Origin of the sequence: Acutalibacter sp. 1XD8-33 (assembly GCF_003612555.1) — a bacterium.
In the GTDB taxonomy this organism is placed as follows: domain Bacteria; phylum Bacillota; class Clostridia; order Oscillospirales; family Acutalibacteraceae; genus Acutalibacter.
The window spans coordinates 1-21,815 of sequence record NZ_RAZF01000007.1 but is presented as its reverse complement, the minus strand read 5'-3'; the positions used below and the strand labels follow the sequence as shown (position 1 = coordinate 21,815).

General features: G+C 57.1%; 16 protein-coding genes. 10 read left to right on the top strand and 6 right to left on the bottom strand.

What is annotated here, in order from left to right; translation table 11 throughout:
• The first annotated feature begins 324 nt into the window (after window positions 1-324).
• From D7X94_RS07190 to leuB, 4 genes are all read left to right on the top strand, one after another.
• The gene (locus tag D7X94_RS07190; RefSeq protein WP_120427055.1) at window positions 325-1,677 is read left to right on the top strand and encodes a UDP-N-acetylmuramoyl-tripeptide--D-alanyl-D-alanine ligase; all 1,353 of its coding nucleotides are present in this window, start codon (window positions 325-327) and stop codon (window positions 1,675-1,677) included.
• 15 nt (window positions 1,678-1,692) lie between these two features.
• A complete protein-coding gene (locus D7X94_RS07185) occupies window positions 1,693-2,085 on the top strand; it encodes a VOC family protein (RefSeq protein ID WP_120427054.1) in 393 nt (130 codons plus the stop codon).
• A gap of 161 nt (window positions 2,086-2,246) precedes the next feature.
• Window positions 2,247-3,446 (top strand): L-serine ammonia-lyase, iron-sulfur-dependent, subunit alpha, encoded by a 1,200-nt coding sequence (locus D7X94_RS07180; RefSeq protein ID WP_120427053.1) that lies wholly within the window; start codon window positions 2,247-2,249, stop codon window positions 3,444-3,446.
• Window positions 3,447-3,547: 101 nt separating this feature from the next.
• A complete protein-coding gene (gene leuB, locus D7X94_RS07175) occupies window positions 3,548-4,624 on the top strand; it encodes a 3-isopropylmalate dehydrogenase (protein ID WP_120427052.1) in 1,077 nt (358 codons plus the stop codon).
• A 540-nt stretch (window positions 4,625-5,164) separates the two neighbouring features.
• Here leuB and rpmB read toward each other — a convergent pair.
• Window positions 5,165-5,362 carry a 50S ribosomal protein L28 gene (gene rpmB, locus D7X94_RS07170; protein WP_120427051.1) on the bottom strand — a complete coding sequence of 66 codons (198 nt, stop codon included), beginning with the start codon at window positions 5,360-5,362 and terminating at the stop codon, window positions 5,165-5,167.
• A gap of 307 nt (window positions 5,363-5,669) precedes the next feature.
• Between rpmB and D7X94_RS07165 the strand changes: the two genes are divergently transcribed.
• The gene (locus tag D7X94_RS07165; RefSeq protein WP_120427050.1) at window positions 5,670-5,954 is read left to right on the top strand and encodes a CD3324 family protein; all 285 of its coding nucleotides are present in this window, start codon (window positions 5,670-5,672) and stop codon (window positions 5,952-5,954) included.
• A 592-nt stretch (window positions 5,955-6,546) separates the two neighbouring features.
• On the opposite strand, the gene D7X94_RS07160 is transcribed toward D7X94_RS07165, so the two are convergent.
• Window positions 6,547-7,584, bottom strand: coding sequence for a YdcF family protein (locus D7X94_RS07160; protein WP_120427049.1), 1,038 nt, complete (start codon window positions 7,582-7,584; stop codon window positions 6,547-6,549).
• A 396-nt stretch (window positions 7,585-7,980) separates the two neighbouring features.
• Here D7X94_RS07160 and D7X94_RS07155 point away from each other — a divergent pair, with 396 nt between their 5' ends.
• The 3 genes from D7X94_RS07155 (at window position 7,981) to D7X94_RS07145 (ending at window position 9,596) form a co-directional block, all read left to right on the top strand.
• Window positions 7,981-8,499 carry a pyridoxamine 5'-phosphate oxidase family protein gene (locus tag D7X94_RS07155; RefSeq protein ID WP_120427048.1) on the top strand — a complete coding sequence of 173 codons (519 nt, stop codon included), beginning with the start codon at window positions 7,981-7,983 and terminating at the stop codon, window positions 8,497-8,499.
• 33 nt (window positions 8,500-8,532) lie between these two features.
• Complete coding sequence (locus D7X94_RS07150; RefSeq protein WP_120427047.1) at window positions 8,533-9,159, top strand: histidine phosphatase family protein; 627 nt, start codon at window positions 8,533-8,535, stop codon at window positions 9,157-9,159.
• 227 nt (window positions 9,160-9,386) lie between these two features.
• Entirely contained in the window at window positions 9,387-9,596 is a 210-nt protein-coding gene (locus tag D7X94_RS07145; RefSeq protein WP_120427046.1) for a cold-shock protein, read from the top strand.
• Between the two features lie 327 nt (window positions 9,597-9,923).
• Here the strand turns inward: D7X94_RS07145 and D7X94_RS07140 are convergent, their stop codons facing one another.
• From D7X94_RS07140 to D7X94_RS07130, 4 genes are all read right to left on the bottom strand, one after another.
• The gene (locus D7X94_RS07140; protein WP_147401675.1) at window positions 9,924-11,981 is read right to left on the bottom strand and encodes a DUF4097 family beta strand repeat-containing protein; all 2,058 of its coding nucleotides are present in this window, start codon (window positions 11,979-11,981) and stop codon (window positions 9,924-9,926) included.
• Window positions 11,978-12,130, bottom strand: coding sequence for a hypothetical protein (locus D7X94_RS18385; RefSeq protein ID WP_158590933.1), 153 nt, complete (start codon window positions 12,128-12,130; stop codon window positions 11,978-11,980). Before D7X94_RS18385 ends, D7X94_RS07140 begins: the two co-directional genes overlap by 4 nt.
• Window position 12,131: 1 nt before the next feature.
• A complete protein-coding gene (locus D7X94_RS07135; protein ID WP_120427044.1) occupies window positions 12,132-12,533 on the bottom strand; it encodes a DUF2089 domain-containing protein in 402 nt (133 codons plus the stop codon).
• 256 nt (window positions 12,534-12,789) lie between these two features.
• Entirely contained in the window at window positions 12,790-13,770 is a 981-nt protein-coding gene (locus D7X94_RS07130; protein ID WP_120427043.1) for a BadF/BadG/BcrA/BcrD ATPase family protein, read from the bottom strand.
• A gap of 273 nt (window positions 13,771-14,043) precedes the next feature.
• On the opposite strand from D7X94_RS07130, the gene D7X94_RS07125 reads away from it, so the two are divergent.
• Window positions 14,044-15,273 (top strand): hypothetical protein, encoded by a 1,230-nt coding sequence (locus D7X94_RS07125; protein WP_120427042.1) that lies wholly within the window; start codon window positions 14,044-14,046, stop codon window positions 15,271-15,273.
• 178 nt (window positions 15,274-15,451) lie between these two features.
• Window positions 15,452-21,370, top strand: a complete 5,919-nt coding sequence (locus tag D7X94_RS07120; RefSeq protein ID WP_120427041.1) for an S-layer homology domain-containing protein — start codon at window positions 15,452-15,454, stop codon at window positions 21,368-21,370.
• Window positions 21,371-21,815: the final 445 nt, after the last annotated feature.

The window sequence follows — 21,815 nt, the reverse complement described above, 5'->3', positions numbered from 1 at the left end:
AGGTCTTGCCTTAACACCTGACAAAATAACGCAGGAGGGTAGCATAAACGTCCCCGTGGGACGTTTTGCGTAGGGGACCCTCGTCGGGGGTCCCCTATCCCGGCTGCGGAGCAGACGGGAAGCCCTTGGAAACCGGAACCAGCCCGCTCTGGGCGCAGTATCTCAGCCAATTCGCCTGCTTGGCGCGGTGCTCCGCAATCAGCCAGCGCGCGCACCTACGCGCCCATATAAAAATATGAACGCTCAAAAGCATATGCATTGAGTGATGCAATAAGCAAAGCCTTTTGCCCACGACGATCCCTTTATCTTGTGTGAGGTGTTTTTATGAAAATGACGGTTTCTGAGATCGCGGCGCTCGCTGGCGGCAGGCTTCTGTCCGGCAGCCCGGAGACAGAGGTCACCCGGTTCTTCACCGACAGCCGGATGGCCGCGCCCGGCATGATGTTCGTGCCCATCCGGGGGGAAAATATCGACGGCCATGTGTTCATCCCCAACGCCCTCTCCGCCGGAGCCGCCGCCAGCTTCACGGACCATCCGGTGGACTGCCCCCCGGGCAGGGCCCTGGTGCTGGTGGAGGACTGCCGCGCCGCCCTTCAGCAGGTGGCCGCGGCCTACCGGGGCCGGTTTACCCTGCCCATCGTGGGGATTACCGGCAGCGTGGGCAAAACCACCGCCAAGGAGATGATCGCCCAGGGCCTTTCCGCCGGGTTTCAGGTGCACCGCACCCCAGGAAATGCCAACAGCCAGATCGGCGTCCCCATTACGGTATGTGGGATCGAGCCCTTCCACACCGCCGCCGTCATTGAGATGGGGGTGAGCATCCCCGGAGAGATGGCCCGGATCGCCAAGGTAGTCCGCCCCACCTGCGGGGTCATCACCACCATCGGCACCTCCCACATTGAATTCATGAAAACCAGGGAGAATATCATGGCGGAGAAGGTCCATCTGGCGGACTACCTCCCTGACGGCGCGCCCCTGTTCGTCAACGGCGACAACGACCTGCTCCCCACCCTCACCGGAATTTCCTGCCAACTGGTAACCTTTGGCCTGAGAGAATCCTGCCGCTGGCGGGGAAAAGATGTGCGGGAACGGGACGGCTATCTGACCTTTACCTGTGTAGCGCCGGACGGTCGGGAACAGCGGGTCAACCTGCCGGTGGTGGGCGAGCATAACGTGCGCAACGCCTTGGCCGCCCTGGCCGTAGCCGACTATCTGGGTCAGGACCTGGGGACCACAGCCCGAGCGCTGGAAGGCTACGAGCCTCCCGCCATGCGCCAGCGGATTACAGAGCATGAAGGCGTCACAGTCATTGATGACAGTTATAACGCCAGTCCCGATTCCATGCGCGCCGCCATCGACGTGCTAGCGGGGAGACCTGTCTCCGGCCGGCGGATTGCCGTTTTGGCTGGAATGCGGGAGCTGGGGGATTTTTCCCGCCAGGGGCATCTGGAAACTGGCCGCTATGCCCGGGAACACGGCGTGGACCTGCTTCTCGCTGTGGGAGGCCTGGCAAAGGACATAGCCCTGGGCTATGGGCCCGAGGCCCATACGGCGGGCAGCAATCAAGAGGCCGTCACCTTTCTGGAAAAAGAGCTGGCGCCTGGAGACGCGGTGCTGGTCAAAGGGTCTCGAGGCATGAAAACTGAGGAAATCGTGGCCGGAATTACTGGCCGGTAAAGGGGGAATCATTTTATGAGACTGGGAGATTACGCGAACGGCCTGCAGCACATTGGCCTGCCCTCCAACGATCTGGACAAAACTATTCAGTTCTACACGGATCTTGGCTTTGAGAACGTATATGAAACGATAAACCGCCAGGCCGGCGAGAGGGTTGCCTTTCTGCGCCTTCAAGGTCTGACTATGGAAGTCTACGAAACCGGGCAGGCCGCTATGCGTTCCGGTGCCATCGACCATATCGCCATCGACGTGGCCGATGTGGAGTCTGCCTACGCCCTGGCCCAGGAGCAGGGCCTGGAGATCGTTAGCAACGGGATAGAATCTTTACCCTTTTGGGAAAATGGGGTAAGATTCTTTATCGTTCTAGGCCCCAACCGAGAACGGATTGAGTTCAATCAATATCTATAAATTTGGGGCGCGACTGAGCCGCCTAAACTTACTCTAAAGCCTAACACATGGCGCGTCCGAGTGTGAAAAACTGACTCTGCCAAGTTTCGGCCCGTGACGAGATAGATGCCGGCTCTATGACCTTGTCCCGCAACTTTGCCACCTTTGAAAAGGAGGTTAGTATGGAATCTCTTAAGGAGTTATATCGAATTGGCCGGGGACCCTCCAGCTCCCACACCATGGGGCCGGGCCGGGCGGCAGAGCGCTTTCTGGCGGCGTACCCGGAGGCAGACAGCTTTCAGGCCACGCTGTATGGCTCGTTGGCTAAGACCGGTCGGGGCCATCTCACCGATGTGGCCATAACCGAGGCCCTGGAGCCGGTCCCCACCCGGATCCTTTTTGACACGGACACAGTAGATCTGCCCCACCCCAACACCATGGAGCTGGAGGCCTTCCGGCTGGGGGAACGGCTGGGGCGGTGGCGAGTGTTCAGCGTGGGGGGCGGCAAAATCGAGATCGAGGGCCAAAAGGAGGCCGACCCGCCCCAGGTCTACCCCCTCTCCACCTTCACCGAAATCAAGGGGTACTGCCGGGACCGGGATATCTACCTTTGGCAGTATGTGGAGGAGTGCGAGGGACCGAAGATCTGGGATTACCTCTCAGAAGTGTGGGAGACGATGAAAGAAGCTGTCTACCGGGGAATCCGCAAAGACGGGGAGCTGGCCGGAGGACTGGGTGTCCAGCGAAAGGCCATGTACCTGAACCGTCAGCGCCATATAGACGAGAGCAAGGAAACCCGGGAGAACCGGAAAGTCTGTGCCTATGCCTTTGCCGTCAGCGAAGAAAACGCAGGGGGCGGCACTATCGTCACCGCCCCCACCTGCGGAGCCTGCGGCGTACTACCGGCCGTGATGCTTTATAAGCAGGAGCAGCAGGGCTTTTCCGACCGTCAGATGCTCAAGGGCCTGGCGGCAGCGGGGATTGTCGGCAACATTATCAAAACCAACGCCTCTATTTCCGGGGCGGAGTGCGGCTGCCAGGCGGAAATCGGCAGCGCATGTTCTATGGCTGCGGCAGGCTTGGCGGAGATCTACCATATGGATCTGGACCAGATCGAGTATGCCGCCGAGGTGGCCATGGAGCACCACCTGGGCCTGACCTGTGACCCCATTGGGGGACTGGTGCAGATCCCCTGTATCGAGCGCAACGCTGTGGCGGGTATGCGTGCCATCAATGCCTTGAGCCTGGCGAACTTCCTCACCTATACCAGGAAGATCAGCTTTGACATGGTGGTTAAGACCATGTATGAGACAGGCCGGGATCTGTTCAGCAAATACCGGGAGACCAGCGAGGGCGGACTCGCCAAAACCTACCGGGAATAAGGGGCCCCTGAACTTCGCCCTGCGGCTTGTCCTGGCGGCGCCTTACCCCATATGGAACTCTTGACATTCTCACATAACTTATTTGTAAAGGAGCCTTTTTCATGAAAACTTATCGCATCACCGTCTTAAAAGGCGACGGCATTGGACCGGAAATCGTAGACGAAACCATAAAGGTCTTAGACAAAACCGCGGAAAAACACGGCTTCGCTCTGGAATACACCTATGCACTGCTGGGAGGCGCGGCCATTGAGGCCACAGGAGTCCCTCTGCCGGAAGAGACCGTAGCCGCCTGCAAAGCGGCCGATTCTGTGCTGCTGGGGGCGGTGGGCGGTCCCAAATGGGACAACCAGCCTGGAAGCAACCGCCCGGAAGCGGGGTTGCTAGGCATCCGCAAGGCGCTGGGGCTCTATGCCAATCTGCGTCCGGCTGTGATTTTTCCACCTCTGCGGAACGCCTCCCCTTTGAAGCCGGAGGTGATCGGCGAAAGCCTGGATATCATGGTGGTGCGGGAGCTCACCGGAGGCATCTATTTTGGCGACCGGGGCACCCAGGAAAAAGACGGCGTGAAATCTGCCTACGACACGGAGCGCTACAGCGAGCCCGAGGTAGAGCGCATTGCCCGGATAGCCTTTGACATGGCCAAAAAGCGGAACCACAAACTGTGCAGCGTGGACAAAGCCAACGTATTGGACAGCTCCCGGCTCTGGCGGGCCACTGTGAACCGCATTGCCAAGGAATACCCGGAGGTGGTGGTAAGCCACCTCTATGTAGACAACTGCGCCATGCAGCTGGTGCGGGACCCCGCCCAGTTCGACGTGATCGTCACCTCTAACATGTTCGGGGATATCCTCTCTGACGAAGCCTCCATGATCAGCGGGTCCATTGGGATGCTGGCCTCGGCCAGTCTGGGCGGCAGCGGCTTTGGGCTGTATGAGCCCATCCACGGCTCCGCCCCGGACATCGCAGGTCAGGACGCCGCCAACCCCCTGGCCACCATTCTTTCCGGGGCCATGCTTCTGCGCTACTCTCTGGACGAGCCTCAGGCGGCGGAATCCATCGAAGCAGCCGCGGCCAAGGCCCTGACAAAGGCCCGCACAAAGGACATCTATACCCCGGACTGCGGCGCGGAGCTGGTTGGCTGCGCCCGGATGGGGGATATTGTGGCGGAGCTGGTCTGAACCGGCGGTAATTTGCCATAAGGCCGTGGGGTTTCACCCCACACCCCACAAACTTTTTGAAAAAAGTTTGATCAAAAACTTTTACCCACTCCTCGCTTTGCTCGTCGTGAACATTTCATGTTGTTTGACGAGCTAACCGAATCACCGTAAAAGTTTTGCAGACTTCGCTCTGCGAAGTCTTAGCTTTCTTCAAAAGCTCGCGGTGGTTTGGAGGGCGACAATCGCCAGTGGCGATTTCCCGTCGCCGACCGAAGCGGCAGCTGAGACTCAGCGCCTCCAAGGTCTTGTCCTTGACCTTAACACCTGAGAAGCGCATTTTTGCGGGTGAATTTGCGCAAGAATTGCGCAAAGAGGGCGCTTTTTGCAAGAGAAAAAGCGCCCTGGAAACCGGAACCAGCCAGCTGAGCGCGCCAGCGTACTAGCCAAAAGGCGCTCTGTGCCAGCTGGAATCTGGACGCGCCATCCCGCGCGCCGTTCCCCCCATACAAAATCTCAAAACTATAGAAAAGCCAGGGCGGTCTGCCCCGGCTTTTTCTCTGTTCAGGCCTGCCCGTGTTTGCGCAGGGTGCGCATACACCGGGTGCAGACGGTGAGCCTTTTGGGCCCCGACGGCGTCTGCAGGGTCATGGCGTGCAGGTTTGGCTTGATCTTCTTGGGTGTCCGGCCCGCAATGTACATTCGGTTATGGGCCACTTTGTTGCCGAACACGGTGGTCTTGCCGCAGATCTCGCAGCGCAAGGAAGCCCCTCCTCTCTGGCAGTTTCAGCGGGCTGACCCGCCTCTGTCAGTATAAGTCCTGACCCTGACGGGATGCAAGCCCGGAGACACTTCTGGGCCAAATCCGGGCGGGCTGGCGGGACCCATCTCCATACAGAAGAGAACCCGCGCTTGCCAAGGACGCAAAGAAAAAGTATAATAGAAAAAACAGGGAAAAGGGGGATCGCCGTTTTGACCCGATACGTAATTCGGCCATAGCAAGGGCTATGGCGAAAAAATAAGGCGCGATAGCCTTTGCTCATCCTGAAAACTTTTTAGGAGGAGCACTATGCGCTATGTTCGGGCGCAGGAGATTTTACCTGCGGAACTGCTCAGAGAATTGCAGCAATATGTGGACGGGGCCTATCTGTACATTCCACGCAAAGCGGAGAACCGGTTGGCCTGGGGCCAGCGCACCAACAGCAAGGCCGAAATCGTCCATCGAAACCGGGAAATATTCCAGCGGGCCCAGGGAGGGGAATCCGCCGCCCAGCTGGCAGAGGCCTATTATCTGACAGAGAAAACCATCCGGCGCATCCTGCTGGAGGAACGCCGGAGAGGTTCCGGTCAATAAAGGTTGAAACACCTGTATTCACTGCCTGCAAACGCAACCTGAGAGGTGCTTTCGCACCGTCTGCCGTTGAATCTGCTGCCCTTTTGCAGCCGAAAGCCATAAGAATGCCGTAGCTTTGCGGCTTCCCCATGGCTTTCGGCTATTTTTCTTCTTCTGCCCAGAGGCTTTTTATAGGAAACGCACTTGGAAACTGGTGTTTATAGTTAAGGCAGTTCAAAAGAATTTTTCCCCTCTTTTCAACTGCGTTACGGAAGCTCTCTGAAAGGCAAATGTCCAAAACCGGTTTCTCTCAAAAAGCATACTCTTTGAGAGTGTTGATGGCCTCCGGCGGTTCAGGGGTTCCACCCCTGAAAACCCCGCCACCTTTGAAAAGGTGGACGAAACTTTTACCCTGGTGGGCATTGGCCGCTCCAGCTGGCCTTAAGCTGGCGCGGGTGTGGGGGTGAGCGTTCTGCCGGATACTTGGCAAAGCCAAGTATTGCAGACAAGCTGCGAACCGACCGAGGCAGCAGCCGAGACTCGCGGAGCCCCACGACCTTGCCGTAGTACGCGACCTGTGCGTACGAAGGCCACACCGTATCACTCTCAAAAACTATGCGGCAATCAGGTATAGGAGCAGCACCAGGCCTCCCATAGAGCACAGCACCCGGAGATGCCGCTTTCTGGTAAGCTTCAGATACCCGGCAAATTCTCGCAGTACAGCATTCAGGGTAAAATACCACTTGGTCTTGGCCCCGAAGCCTACACATTTCATCCCCTGCTTTCTGGCCAAAATCAACGCCCGGAACACATGATAGGCTGTGGTGACCAGAGCCACCCGGGGGGCCTTCCCCTTCGGCCCCGGCTCCATCATTTCTCGGGAAAACAGCAGGTTTTCTTCTGTAGACGTGGATCGCCGTTCTAGGAGGATCCGGCCTGGGTCTACGCCTTTTTCCACGACATAGGCCCCCATGGCGTCGCTTTCCGGCAGGTCCTCGCCCGGGCCCTGTCCTCCGGAGAGAATCATCTTGGCCTGGGGATTTTTCTCCAGTAACTGGATCCCCCGCTGGATGCGCCCCGCCAGCAGAGGCGTCACCCGATCCCCGTTCAATCCCGACCCAAGAACTACAATATAATCCAGATTCCGGCTTTTCCGCAGGTGGACCAGATTCAGGATGGTCGAAAGGGCGTACATAGCCATGAGGGAGAGCAGATACACGGCGGAAAGGCTGACTATGAGATAGAGGGCCGAACCCAGGGAATCCTTTGCCCACACACCCACTGCCGGCCAGATGAACAGAAACCCGAACCAGAGCCCCGCAAACAGCAGAGAGAGCAGGTTGGCGGGACTCAGGCCCTCATGGCGGACCACTCGAATCCCTTGTATCAGGAACAGGATCAAAAGGAGAAGCGGAAAGGCCAGCACGAAGAGAGCTGCAAATCCGGCAAGAATTAGCAGCGCCCAGACGGCGATGGTGTGGGCGGACAGCCAGTCCCAGTAAACGGCGGCGGCCGTCAGCAGGAATCCACCCAGGCTGAGCATCATAAGGAAGAAAGTGACGCCGCTCCAGAGGCCCCGGGGCTCATGGAGCATCACTCCCACAAATACACAGAAAAACGTTAGAAAGGCGAAAAAGCTCACTTGCAGCATGGAAATACCTCAGATTCCTAAAAATTTCTGGCTATCTCTGCCGGCGGCCATCCCCCTTTTTCATGGCGGTAAAGCGGGGGGGGGGCAAGGTTATGGAACTACATCCCAACGGAAACCGAAATTCAGCAGAGCCAGGTTTTTCATATCCAGACCACACAATGCCCTGAGAACCTTTGGCTCCAATGGGAATCAGCTCCCGATAATTTCCTTTTCGTAATATTATAGCGGTTTCCTCGGATGTTTTCAAGCTGGACCTGTAAATTATTCTCTAATAGCTTGGAGAAGTCCGGCGCTCTCCCGTAGGAAAAGAGAGGCGCTTTGGGCAGGATCTTTCCCAGGCCTTGCGAAAACCGGTCTGATATGATAAAATAATCAAAATGGAAAGGGGGATCTGCAATGGGACTATTTCGGGAAATGAGAAGAAAAAATCAACAGATGTCTGAGGCCCGCTGTGTGGCACTCTTAGAACAGGGGACTTCTGGCGTGCTGGCTTTGCTGGGAGACGAGGGGTATCCCTATGCCCTGCCCATCAGCTATGTGTACCACGACCATGCCCTCTACTTCCACGGGGCCAAATCCGGCCACAAGATGGACGCCGTCAAGAGATGCTCCAAAGCCTCTTTCTGCGTGGTAGGGCAAGACCGGGTGATCCCAGAAAAATACACCACCGCCTATCTAAGCGTAATCGTTTTCGGGCAGATCCGGGTGCTTCAGGGAGACGAGGCCCGAACTGTTATGGAAAAACTGATGCTGAAATATTACCCCGGAGACTCCGAGTCCAATCGGGAACAAGAGATCCTCCAATCCTGGGCCGCAACATCCGTATTTGCACTTTCCATTGAGCATATGACGGGAAAGATGGGCAAAGAACTGCTTTCTTCCCCTTGCAAAAGCGGGGAAACCCCGGTATTATAATTTTTGTCCAAAATACTTTCTCAGGAGGGCGCTATGAAATCCTACACCATCCATATGCTGCGCTCTATGCCCAGCCAGGGGACTCTGGAAGGCCGTTACATAGGCCAGGGACAGTCGCCTCTGGCCATGAGCTCCGTCTCCCAGCTGGCTGGGCTTAAAAGAGATTTTGCCTATCCAGAGGCCCGGTTCTTTTGCGCCAGCCCTTCTGTGGCCTGTGTAGATACCCTGAAGATCCTCTACCCACAAGCCGAGCCGGAGGTCATTCTAGAACTGGCGGAATGTGATTTCGGAGACTGGGAGAACAAGACTGCCGCCGAACTCCAGGGGGATCCCCGTTTTGCCCAGTGGCTGGCCGGACAGGCCTCTCCTCCCAACGGGGAGAGCGGGCAGGTGTTTTTTAACCGGATTTGCGGCGGGTTTCAGCTTTTGGTGCAGAATCTTATCTCCCGGGGGCTGACCGAAACCGTGCTGGCAGTCCCGGCGGGCGTTCTGACCTCTCTGCTGGCGGCATTCGGGCTGCCCCAGGCCCAGCCCCAGGACTGGCTCTGTGATCCAGGCTTTGGCTATTCGGTACGCATCACCCCCGGGCTTTGGGCCCGCCAGCCAGTGATGGAGGTCTTTGCCAAAACCCCTTTTTCTCGGGAAACGGGCAACCTCTGAGAAAATCTGCTAAAACCGCTTGACAAACCCCACCGGGAATGGTATACTTAACGTGTATTCTGATAGCACGAAAATGCACTCACAGTTTCTGTAAGTCATTGAGCGTCTGATGATTTACACAAGCTGTGAGTCCTTCTTTAGTCAGGGGAGTTCTGATTTCCAGAGCACCTGGGCCGGGCAACCGGCTGGCTACCCAGATACGAAACATTTCTATGGAGGTGCCGAACATGAACGGTACAGTCAAGTGGTTCAACGCAGAAAAGGGCTATGGATTCATTTCCAACGACGAGGGCGGCGAGGACGTTTTTGTGCATTTCTCCGCTATCCAGGCCGATGGCTTCAAGACTCTGGAAGAGGGCCAGAAGGTCACTTTCGAGACTGAGCCCGACCCCAAGAACAGCGAAAAGCTGCGTGCTGTAAACGTGGTTAAGCTGTAAATTCCAGAAAAAAGTACCGGGTTTCGCCTGTGGCGGGATCCGGTCTTTTTTTGTTTTTTCAAGAAGGACGGACGGGAAAAATCCCGCCCGTCCTTCTGCTGTATCGTTAACGCAGTTTAAAAAGTACTCTATCCCTTTTGCGCCAGATGGAAAGGAGCTCCCTCCTGAGTCACCCAGTTATAGTTCATCAAGTCCAAAAAAATCTTTTGAACTAGGCGGGGAGGGAACACTTCCTGAGCCGCCGAACTTAAAAACCAGCTTTGTCGGTTCTTAAGTTAATTTACTATAAAAATCGTCTTTACCTGTCTGTGCACGGTCGGACCGGGCCTAGCTTTCTCTGCGCATGAGCTTCATGCCGCCGGAGGTGGTGTTCATCTTGATCTTCGTGCCGCCGCCGCCATAGACCGCCCGGCCCCGCTTCTTTTTCCCGTCCTTCTCGATCTTCGCCGGGAAATCCGTGGTAAAGCCGCCGGACATGGAGTTGAACTCCGCCGTGAAGCCTTCGTTTTCCGGAAGGTTCAGCCGCAGCTCTCCAGAAACCGAGTTGAACTCCGCCTTTTCCGGGCACTGGTCCACCGTCAGCTCCACCCGGCCGGAGGTGGTGTGCACCTTGAACTTCTCCGCGTTGGCGTGGGCCATGACCCGCCCCGACACAGAGGACAGCTCCGCCTTTTCGGCGGCAGCCCGCTCCGTCTCCACTGAGCCGGAGACTGTGCCCAGCTTCAGCACCTGGGCGGAGAGGTTCTCCGTCAGCACCCCGCCGGACACCGAGCGGATATTGAGTACTTCGGCCCGCAGGTCAGAGACCGCCACCCGGCCCGACACAGAGGAGATGTCCATGCTCTCCCCCGCCAGCTCCCGGATCGTGACGCCTCCAGACACGGTCTCCACCCGCAGCTTCTCGATGCTCTCGCTGAGGCTTCGGGGGATCCGCACCACCAGCCGCTTGGACTTTCTCATGCTGATCCCCTTCCATCCGCTGATCTTGGGGGTGAACTGGATGCTCATGGCCTCCTCGTCCTTGAGGGCCAAGACCATCATCTCGTGGAGCTCCAGGGGCTTGTCGCAGTACTCTGCGGCCTCCACCAGCTCCCCCTCCCAGGGAACAATCTCCACAGAGCCGGAGAGCCAGTTCACGTCCAGCTTTTCCAGGGCGTTCATCTTCACCGTGAGGCGGTGGACCCACTGGCCATTCTCCCATTCGCTGGAGCCCTGGGCACATCCGGCCTGGGGCTGGGGCTCTTCGCTTTCCTCCCCGTCATCGTCTCCAAAGGGGAAGTCGTTCCCAAAGTCCAGGAAATCCTCGTCCTCGTCATCGTCCTCATCGTCTTTCCGCTCTCTCCAGGCCTCCACAAAGTCCCAGAGGGAGTCCTTCAGCTCGCCGATGGTGTCGGAGATCTCCTCCATGGCGTCGCTGAGGTCCTCGGTGATCTCCTCGCCGATGCCCCCCATGGCCCGGTTGATCTCCTCGCCCAGGCTGTTGATCTTCTCCCGCCAGCCGCAGGCCCGGTCCTCCATATCCTGGGGCGGGATGCCCTGGCGCTTTTCCTCCCGTGCCTTCTCCACGGCGGCCTGGGCGGCTTTCTCGGCTTCGTCCGCAATCCGCCTCACCTCCTCCCGGAAGCCGTCGGTTCCGGGGCCGAACTTGTTGTAGAGCCTGTCATAGGCGGGGTTATAGATCCCGTTATAGGCCTCATTGTAAATGTGGTTGAATTCCTCGTCGGTGAGGGGCCAGAAGCTCGTGTTCTTCCTGGGGACATCCTCCACCACGGTTACGGGGATCTGCCGCCGGGCCTGCTCCTGCTTCTCTCGAAGCTCCTGCTCATACACCCGCTGGCTCTCCCGCAGCTTCCGCCGATAGGCTTCCATCTCCTGGGCGTACTGGTTCTGGTTCTCCTGAAGCTCCCGGCGGTATTCGTCCAGCTCTTTGGCATAGCTTTCCTGGGTCTTTCTGTACTCATCCAGATCCTCGGCGCTGCCGGCCTGCGGCGGCGTGGGTGGGGTAGGAGGCGTGGGAGGGGTTGGGGGCGTAGGCGGCGTTGGAAGTGTAGGCAGAACCGGCATGACCGGCACTTCTTCCTGATCCGGGTGCAGAGTCAGGGAGACCGGCGGCTGGTCGCTGTTCGCGCTTTCTCCGTTTACATCCGTGATCTGGACGTCCCCATCTGAGAATACCATCACTCTATTCTCGCCGTCATTGGCGACAACCACTGGCTCCCTTTGGTCATCTTCGGCTGTCTGCCCATCCAGACTCTCCTCGGCGGCTATATCGCCCGCCTCCGGCTCTTCCTCGTCCTCCAAAGCCGCCAGCAGGCGGTTGGCCTCCTCCTGGGAGATCTTTCCCTGCTGCAGCAGTTCCAAAATCGAGCGCTTGTTGTCATTCATTTTCTTTCCCGCCTTCCATGGGTATTTTTCCTGCTCCGTTTCTCAATCATGTTCTCCCAGCGCTCTTCCGCAGCCAGGCGCAGGGCATTTTCCCGATTCATCTCCATATACTTGACTAAAATGGGCATCGCCCGATTTCTCTCGCACATGTTATTTCCCACCTTTCAATTGGTTCAGCGCCTCAATGGCGGCGTTCACGTCCAACTCTCCTTGAGAAAGCCGGGACAAAATTTCGGATCGTTCCTCCTGAGTTCTCACCTGGCGAAACTCGGGCTTCTCATCCAAGCCTAGGGCGGCCAAAGCCGCGTCTAACATATTTTTTACGGTAGGGTAGCTGACGCCCAGGGCCTTTTCCACTTCCTTGATGGAGCCGCGGCACCGAAGAAACACTTCTACAAACTGGAGATGCTTCTCTTCCAGGGCGCAGAACCGGCATGGCGTAAAACTGCCGGTGAGCTCCGTGCCGCAGCGGCCGCATTTTAATCCGGTCACCTGCATCCGGCTGCCGCACACTGGACACTGGGTTGGGGCGTGATATATTTGTGTTGACATGGAATTCCCTCTCTTCCTTTCCGCAGGCCTACATGGTCTGCCCATTCAGTCATCGTATTCCTATGAGCGCTCTCTATAGTTGCATTATATCCTCTTCAATTAATAAAGTCAATAGCAAAATTGATTTTTTTAAGTTTTTTCTTTAATATATTTAATTTTTTAGATTTATCAATACACTTGTTTGTTTAATTGGCAATTTCTACGCAAAAAAAGCCAGTATACGGCTGTACACTGGCTTTTCAGGCAGCATTTTCTCTTAGATTTCCTTTTCTCGGCAGGAGCAGCAGTTTAGGGACTCCTGAAAATTTTGGAAGAACTCTGGACCCGGTTCTAGCCCCGCCGCAGCCATGACCTCTACCGCCGAGCCAAATACTGGGGGCAGCTGGGGACGGATAAACTCATGCCGCCGGTCCAGTAAGGGCAGGAGTACCGGCTCCATCCAGGAAAACTCTTGAAAGAGTCCTCCGGCCAGCCCTGTCCGGACAGGGCGCTCTCCCCCCGGGAACCTGTTTCCGACAGCGTTCAGCAGCCGGGCCAACTCCCTCACATTCCGTTCCAAAATTTCCCGAGCGGCCCAGTCTCCTAGGCGAAGCCCCTCAAAAGCCAGCGGCGCGAAGGATGCTATGAAAGGCTTGCCCCGGCGGTAAATCTCTCCCACTCCGTCTCCTACCGGCATTTCTAGTTTTTCCTCCGCCAGACGGCGCAAAATCGTATCCCTCCCCCGGCCGTCCGCCGCGCACAGGCTGTAGTACAGCACGTCCCGCCCAAAATCATAGCCGCTGCCCCCTTTGTCCAACAAATATCCCCAGCCGCCCGCCCGGAACAGCGCCTCCCCCTGTCGGGCATAGGCAGCGGAACCCGTACCGGAGATCACCACGCACCCGTCCTGGTGACCTATACAGCTGGACAGGGCGGTGACGGCGTCGCTGTGGATTTCCACAGTCCGGCATCCGGGCAGCAGTTTCTGAAAGAAATCTCGGAACTGCTGGCGGTACTCCCCAATAGTTCCCCCGGAAATCCCTGCAAAGGCCCCCAGCAAGGCACATTGCCCCACCCCTCCATAAGGCTTTAGCAATTCTCCTGTCACCTGGCCCAGAGCGCGGCAGGCCTCCTCAAAGCCGATATCATTGGGGTTGCAGCCCCGCTCTCGCGCCCGGGCCAGAATCCGCCCTTCCTCCGTCAGGAGTACGCCATCAGTCTTTGTTCCTCCCCCATCAATAGCAAGCAACAAGTTCATTTCTCTTTCCCCTCTCTTCCCACGTCATTCCCCCGGGGAGTCATCTGAAATTCCATATACGAGATCCTTCTTATGGTCCCATTTTATCCGATTCTTTTTCAGAAAGCAAGGGGACCGTCAAAACCTCCATTTTCCGATCTAAGCCGCCATAGCGCCAATCTTCGCCAATGAAATTTCTTTGGGAGCCCCGCCGCTTCTTCATTTTTTCTCTTCGGTGCCGATTAATTATATAAGGAGTAAATTTGGAAAATAACCGAAAAGGGAGGTATTTTTATGCGAATTGCTGACAGCACTGTGGCTATGGCCTCTTCCCGTTCCTACAAATCTGAGACACAGGCAGACGCTTTGACCATCACCCGGCAATATGACGGCAATACCGGGAAGTCCCGAGTTACCAGCGCGGCGGTTGCTTCTGTCCGGACTAGGCATTTGGAGGTGAGCGGCCAGACTTCCTTATTCACCAGTTCCGGCAGACCGGAATTGGCGGAAGCATCACAAGAGTCTCAAGGCCAGGGGGTACAGTCTGATTCCACACAACAGGCCAGGCCGGAGTCCGGAAATAGATTCGCCCCTTCGGTAGGGGGAAAGGACTGGCTCAGCAACATCCAGGCCAGCATTGACCGGGATCCCAAAGTGCAGATGCTTCGAAAAATGATGGAGCTTTTGGATCGGATTACCGGCAGGCGGACCTCCTATGGCTCGAAAGATCTCTTTGGGAGCCAGGGCTCCCGCTCCTGGAACTTTTCCGGTGGGCTGCGCTACACAGAGGCAGCTTTAGGCTATCAAGGGGTCTCCTTTTCCTCCGGAAGTGAGGCCAGTCTCTCCGGTCCGATAAACGGCCATTGGACCAGGCAGACCATTCAGTCCGGCTTTGTGCGCGGGGAAGAGCACACCGCTTTTTCTTCTGTGGGCACAGCGGTCACCGAGGACGGCCGTACCATAAACTTCGGGATTCATATGGAAATGTCCCGAAACTTTGAGGCTGCATTTCATATGGTGGGCAAGGAGGAGGTTTACACCGACCCCTTGGTGATTAATCTGGACACCCAAGCGGCCTCTCTGTCCGATGTGAGCTTCTATTTTGATTTGGACTGCGATGGCGAGGAAGAGGAACTCTCCAACCTAAACTGGGGCAGTGGTTTTTTGGCCCTGGATAAAAACGGAGATGGCAGGATTAATGACGGTTCTGAGCTTTTCGGCGCGAAAACCGGAGATGGTTTCCAGGAATTAGCCCAATATGACCAGGACGGCAACGGCTGGATTGACGAAAACGATGAGGTTTTCTCCCGGCTCTCTGTCTGGACCCAATGCGGCAATGGCGAACCCAAGCTGCTTTCTCTTTCTGAGGCCGGTGTAGGCGCGATTTTCCTGGGCAGCCAGAACACCCAGTTCACATTGGCAAATTCCTACGGACAGGAAAACGCCATGGTGCGCAAGTCCGGCTTCTATCTAAAAGAAAACGGTCAGGCCAGCACCATTCAACATGTGGACTTTAAGGTCTGAGGCTAAAATAGTTGCTTTTCTACAAAATATAGTGTAATTACGGCGTTTTCTCCCCTATAGGGGCTGAGAAGCGCCGTTTTTCTTTCACCCCTCCACACGAATGTGAGTATATAGTTAACTTCCACTCAGGGGCGGAAAGCCGCCCTATGAGAATCTAAAATTTAAGAGGGTTGAAATCATGAACAAAAGCAAGTTTCTGAAGAAATCACTTGCGGCGCTTCTGGCCATTCTGATGGTCGTCGCAATGATTCCGCTCAGTGCTGCGGCTGCGGATGAAGATCCCACGCCGGCGCCCGGTGCGCCGAAGGGGCTCAACATCACGGTGAATAACCGTGCGGCTGTAGCGCAGACGGCAGAGGACGGCGCTGTCTCCTTCTCTGCTACTGTCCAGGACGCGACCACCGTGTCTATTGGATGGAGCTATGAGGCGGGCTATAGCGCCAAACTGAAGGTGCGGAGCACCACGGTTTACGCTCCTTTCCCGATGCTGGACCTCCTGGCGGAGGCCACTCCTGTGGACAAGGACGGCAAACCCACCACTGAAGACACCGATACCTATCAGGTGACCTTCATTCTGGTGAACAACGAGACGAAGGAGGAGACCTCCTTCCCGCTGAACATCACCACCGAGGTCACCAAGCCTAACGATGATACCCTGATCAAGGACGTAATCGTGAACCAGGAGTTCCGCTCCGGCAATACCGATTACAAGTTCTCCGGCATCAGCTATGTAAAGGATGACGAGAACCGGGTTATCACCATCACCCTGCCCCTGGGCATGCGGTTTGCCAATGCCGGCTTCGGCGATGGCGCCGGCACTTCTGTGGCCGCCCCCAACATTGCTGGCCGTAAGTTCGGCCAGGCTGACGGCGTTGTCAACACCGACGGCATCTACGAAGAGGGCGTTGCCCCCGCTGGCAAGGCCATCAACGGCAACGGCAACAAAGAGCTGAACAACCAGCTGGCCCGCCGGGTATTCGTGCCCAACTCCGTGTACTCCAGCGTGCAGTATGTGGCTCCCACCACCGTGAACGGCGAGGGCAAACTGACCGTCACCGCCCGGGACGGCCACAGCCAGAACTACGTTGTGAAGTTCGTCCAGGAGAACGCGCTTAACGAGGTGAAGGTTGACGCTTCCGGCGCGAACGCCCGGGGCAAGTGGTATGGCTTTAGCTCCAAGACCGTGGACACCGATGGCGTTGTCACCTACAACATCGACATGGACGCCGACACCTTCGACAGCCTCCCCACGAAGCTCCGCGTTGGTTTTGCCAAGGAGAATAACGTGGTCCGCGTGGAAGATCCCTATGATTACACCGATCCCGGCAGTGACACCGGTCATGTTCCCGGCGGCAATGTTGGCTATTATGCCTCCCGCTCCGCTTGGACCCAGGGCGGCGACAGCGCCGACTACCCCATCCAGAGCGGCGAGAACCTGATCAATTTCGTAAATATGCCCGGATCCACCATTGCTAAGATTGCCTATCTGTCTGTCAAGACCCTGGGCAACATGGCTCCCAACGATGAGGGCATCAATAGCAGCGCGTTCTTCCAGGACGTGAAGATTGTGATCCGCAGGGGCCAGCCCACTGGCGCTCCTGTTCTGAAGGAGCTGCAGATCAACGGCTATCAGGCTAAGTTTGAGAACTTCGCCCCCCTGGGCACCGAGCTGGAGTACTGGGTCAGCTATGACTTCGAGTTCAGCACCGGCGACGGCCAGCATCCCGCCCGTATCTCCGCCGTGGTGGAGAACACCAAGCTGGCCTCTATCCCCGCGCAGGACGCCCGTCTGGTCAGCAACTCCTATTGGGCGGTTACTCCTGTGAATCCCACAGGCGACCGTCTGGGCAAGCCCGGCGATGCTGTTGTAATCAGCAATGTGCGCATTGATGAGAGCACGGATCCCAAGTTCGTTCTGCGCCTGCGCGGCACAGACGGCAAGGATTACGACTACACCATCCATGTGAAGAAGCCCACCCAGAACACCGGCACCACTCCCAAGGTTTCCGGCATCAAGCTGGTGAAGGATGACGGCACTGTTGTTGCCGTTGCTACCAAGAACAACACCGACCGGAACTTCAAGTTCCAGCTGGCTCCTGAGTACTACAACAACGTGAAGGGCGCTCATCATGACGCTGGCTTCGCTTGGAATGCTACCAATCCGCAAACCACCGGCTTTGGCCAGTTCAACACCAACAAGACCCTGGCCCTGACCTGGGAAGCCGACGCTGCGGCGACTATCACCCAGCGGCTGACCGCTCGCGCCGCTATTGGCGGTTATACGATTAACGAAACTGTGGACATCCCGCTGAGCATCCAGTATGACGGCGCCACAGCAAAACTGCGCGCCAACGTCATCGATACCAATGGCGTTGCGCACAACGAGGCCATTGCCGACGGCGCTCTGAATACTGCGACCCCGAAGCAGCTGGTGTTCTCTGTGAGCGTGGACGGCGCCCCCAAGACCATCGTGACCGCTTCCTTTACCAAGGGCGCGGCTGACCCCACTCTGGCTTGGCCGGATAATAGTGATCCTGACAATCCCAGCCTGGTTTCCACCGGCTTTGAGCTGAAAACTGCCGCGCAAACTGTGTTGGCTAACACTGGCACTGCCGGAGGTGGTACAGCAAATAACAATAACCTTACCGCCACTCTGGCTATGGAAGATGCCAACCTGGAGGCTTTTGCGGCTTATGTGACCGCAGAGGTTCAATCTGCCTGGCAGGCTGTCACTCCCGCTGTTACTCCGACCGGCGACCTTAAGGTGCAGCTGGTGCTGGCTGTGGATGGCACTACCAACAAACTTCAGCTGAAGGCTAATCTGAGCGATGATAGTGGCGCTGTTACCGGTTATACCGCTCCTGTTGTGGCAGAGGGTGATTATCCCGCTACTATCGCTCAGGGCGGCACCGCTGAGGCAATACTGAAATTCCTTCCCGATGGTGGGCAGGCTGGCGTTGATGAGGAAACTGCGGCTACTGTTACCTTTACCGCTGGCGCTGCTTATGCTATAGCAAACCTCGAGACCAATATTGACGCTTGGCCGACCCTTACCGGCACCGATGACCAGATCGGCGCTCCCATGAAGTTCACCCCTACCGTTCCCGCTGCCGGTGTGGACGCTGACCCCAGCTGGTTCCCCATTTCTACAGATACCCCGCCTGCCACAGCTGTAGGCACTGGCAAATACAAGAACGCCTATGACGATCCCGACGAGCTGAACTCTGACCTGCGCGGCCTGTACCTGGTGATGGACGTTCCCGAGGGCGCTGTGGTTACTCCCGGCGCTTCCAACCTGAACGGCCGCACCACCGCTTGGGTGGGCAAGAGCCTGTGGGGCGTTGGCAACGGCTATAACGTGCCGTGGCCTACCACTCCCGGTAGCTCCATCAGCGAGTATAACTACCGCGAGCTGGAGAATGGCTTTACCACCTTCGGCAGCTGGTGGACCGAGGCTTACACTCTGAATAGCGACCGTCAGCCTTACACTCCCTTCGTGACCAGCCCCAACTTCAAGGTTGACAACACCCATGTGCTCTACTTCACCGTATCCAATGGCCGCGACGGCGACGCCCAGGCCAGCGCTCAGGGCTACACCCTGACTCTGGAGCCCATTCCCACTCTGGGCACCAGCGACGACGCGGAGATCGATTTCAGCGAGGGTCTTGCTACCACCGCTGTGGACGATGACCTGGTATACGGCGGACACACCGTGACCAATTCCATCATGAAGCAGGCCAACGGCAACACCGTTTACTATGAGGATGGCTGGCCGAACGATGGCGACGACAACACCGATAACGACAACACGAATACCAACCCCGCCGACGACAACCCCGGCCTGATCAATCCCACGGATTCCGCCTACATCGGCGCGATCGGCGCTGTGAACGGCAAGAACGTGGACCGGAATATTGAGGTTGCTCCTGTTGCCAGCATGGGCAATACCTATGCTGTTACCATCCACATGCCCCAGGACTTCCTGGATGCTGCGGATTCTGTGGACAACATCTCCACTCAGGCCGACCGTGGCGACCTGTACTTCGCCGGCCTGAAGATCACCGGCGAGCGGGTCTACCTGGGCGATGGCACGAAGATCTATGACAAGACCGCCCTCCTGGACAACCTGAACCTGGATATGCTGGATCAGTCTGCCCAGGGCAAGAATAACGGTGGCGCTCCCCAGGTGTTCACCTTTGATAACGATAATTTCCATGCCTGGGACGGCGAAGTGTTCAACCCCGAGCAGGTGAATGCGAACACCCAGGTCCTGTATGTCCTCAGCGAGAAGAAGGTTGAGGAGCTTAAGGCCGCTGGCCGCAACGAGGCTTGGATTGCGGCTAACTGCCAGGATGCGGCTGGTGCGATTTACTACATCACCGTAAAGCACGACACCTACTCCGAGAAGGACTTCCTGAAGTCCGTCACTTCCACCAACGGCACCGGCGTTGACTTCAACGACGCCCTCAAGACCGTTACCCTGACCGTGCCCTATAGCTACAACTGGACCAGCACCAGCATCGGCGGCCCCCACTACTTCAACATCGACTTCACCGCTGACGACGGCGCTCTGGTAATCGACGCCGTGAAGGACCATCGCTTCACATTCTTCCGTCCCGGTGTGGACACCGGCGCCATGGCTCCCACCAACTTCACCACCCTGGCCCTCATTCAGCAGGAGCAGGACGTGGCCCAGTGGATTGCCAAGAAGAACGCCGACACCGTGAATCCCACTACCTTCTACGTGAAGAACAACGAGCTGTACACCTTCGATCCCAACACCGGTATTTCTACGCAGGTTACCGGCATGGGCGACGGCGTGGAAGATAAGTTCATGAACTACCAGTGGGGTCCCATCAAGACCCAAGAGGCCGAGATCCGCGTGTACAACGAGGCTCGCACCGGCTTCAACACCTACAAGCTGGCTCTGAAGATCGCCGATCCCAATGGCGACGCGGTGATCACCAGCCTGATTGTAGACCAGGTCACCGCCAAGGTGAACAACGAGGGCACTGACCGTAGCGCCCAGGTTGAACTGCCTGCCGGTTCTGATCTGAAGAACGTCACCCTGCGTATTGCCACTAACGACCTGGCGACAATCGCCTCCGTGGACGGCAAGCCCTTCAACAAGGATGACGCGAACCTGAAGTATGACATCACCGATGGCATCGACATCGTGATCGCCGCTGAGAACGGCACTCAGTACACCTACAAGCTGACCGCCACCATTGCCGGCGGCGAGCCCACTGCCACACCCACGGCGACTCCTACCGCTACTCCCACCGCCACACCCACGACTACTCCCAGCGGAAATCCTGCCGACCGTTACACTGATCTGGGCACTATTCCGGACAGCATGATCGATCAGGTGAAGGAGGCCCTGAACCTGGGTCTGATGAACGGTGTGAGCAGCACCAAGTTTGCTCCCAAGCAGGCTATGCCTCGTTACCAGTTCGCTCTGGTGATTGCCCGCGCCAGCCTGATCGCCTCCGACGATACCGTCAACGGCGAGAATGTTGACGCGAAGCTGCTGGAGATGTATCCCGGCAACTACACCTTCACCGATGTGAGCGAGCAGGTACAGCTCCCCGCCGCAGCCGCTGCTGTGCAGTACTGCTACGACAAGGGCTATATCAATGGTAAGAGCCTGGCCGAGCGGAAGTTCGCGCCCATGGACATCATCAAGCGTGAAGAGGCCGCGAAGATCATGGTTGAGTGGGCTGGTCTGGACCACGACAACACGGATGTATCCGCGATTGTGGACAACGCTCAGATCTCCAACTGGGCCAAGGGGTATGTGAAGGCTGCTTATGACGCTGGTATCGTGAACGGCGTAGGCGGCGGCAAGTTCAATCCTCTGGGTAACCTGATCCGTGAGCAGGGCGCCTGCATGATGGTGCGTACCTACAACAACTACATTGTGAAGGGTGACGAGCCCACGCCGGACCCCGATCCTACTCCGGATCCTGATCCGACGCCCGATCCTGATCCGACACCGGATCCCGATCCCACTCCGGATCCTGATCCGACGCCCGATCCTGATCCGACACCGGATCCCGATCCCACTCCGGATCCGGACCCCGCTCCGGCTGAATAAGGTTTCAACTCACCTAAATTTTATGATTACCCCATAAAAGCGAGGGGGGCGGAGAAATCCGCCCCTCTTGCTTTTTGCTTTTCGGAAGTGATATAGTTAACGCAATTCAAAAAAGTAGAATCTCTTTTGAACCAGGCGGCGTAGGTGTCCAGCTTAAAAATCGGTATATATCGATTTTCAAGTGCGTTTACTATACTGTGTAGCCTCCGCCGCAAAGGTCGGCAGCTGCGGCAAGGTCATGGGACTCCGTCCCACACCCTGTGAGCTTTTGGAGAAAGCTAAGACTTCGTGAAATGAAGTCTGCAAAACTTTTCCCCTGGTTAGCCTTAACACATTCAGTCAGCCAAGGAAAAAGTTTGGCAGGGTGGAGGGGCGGAACCCCTCCCAGCCGGCGGTCAAAACACACACCACAAAAAAGCAAGAGGGGCGGATTTCTCCGCCCCCC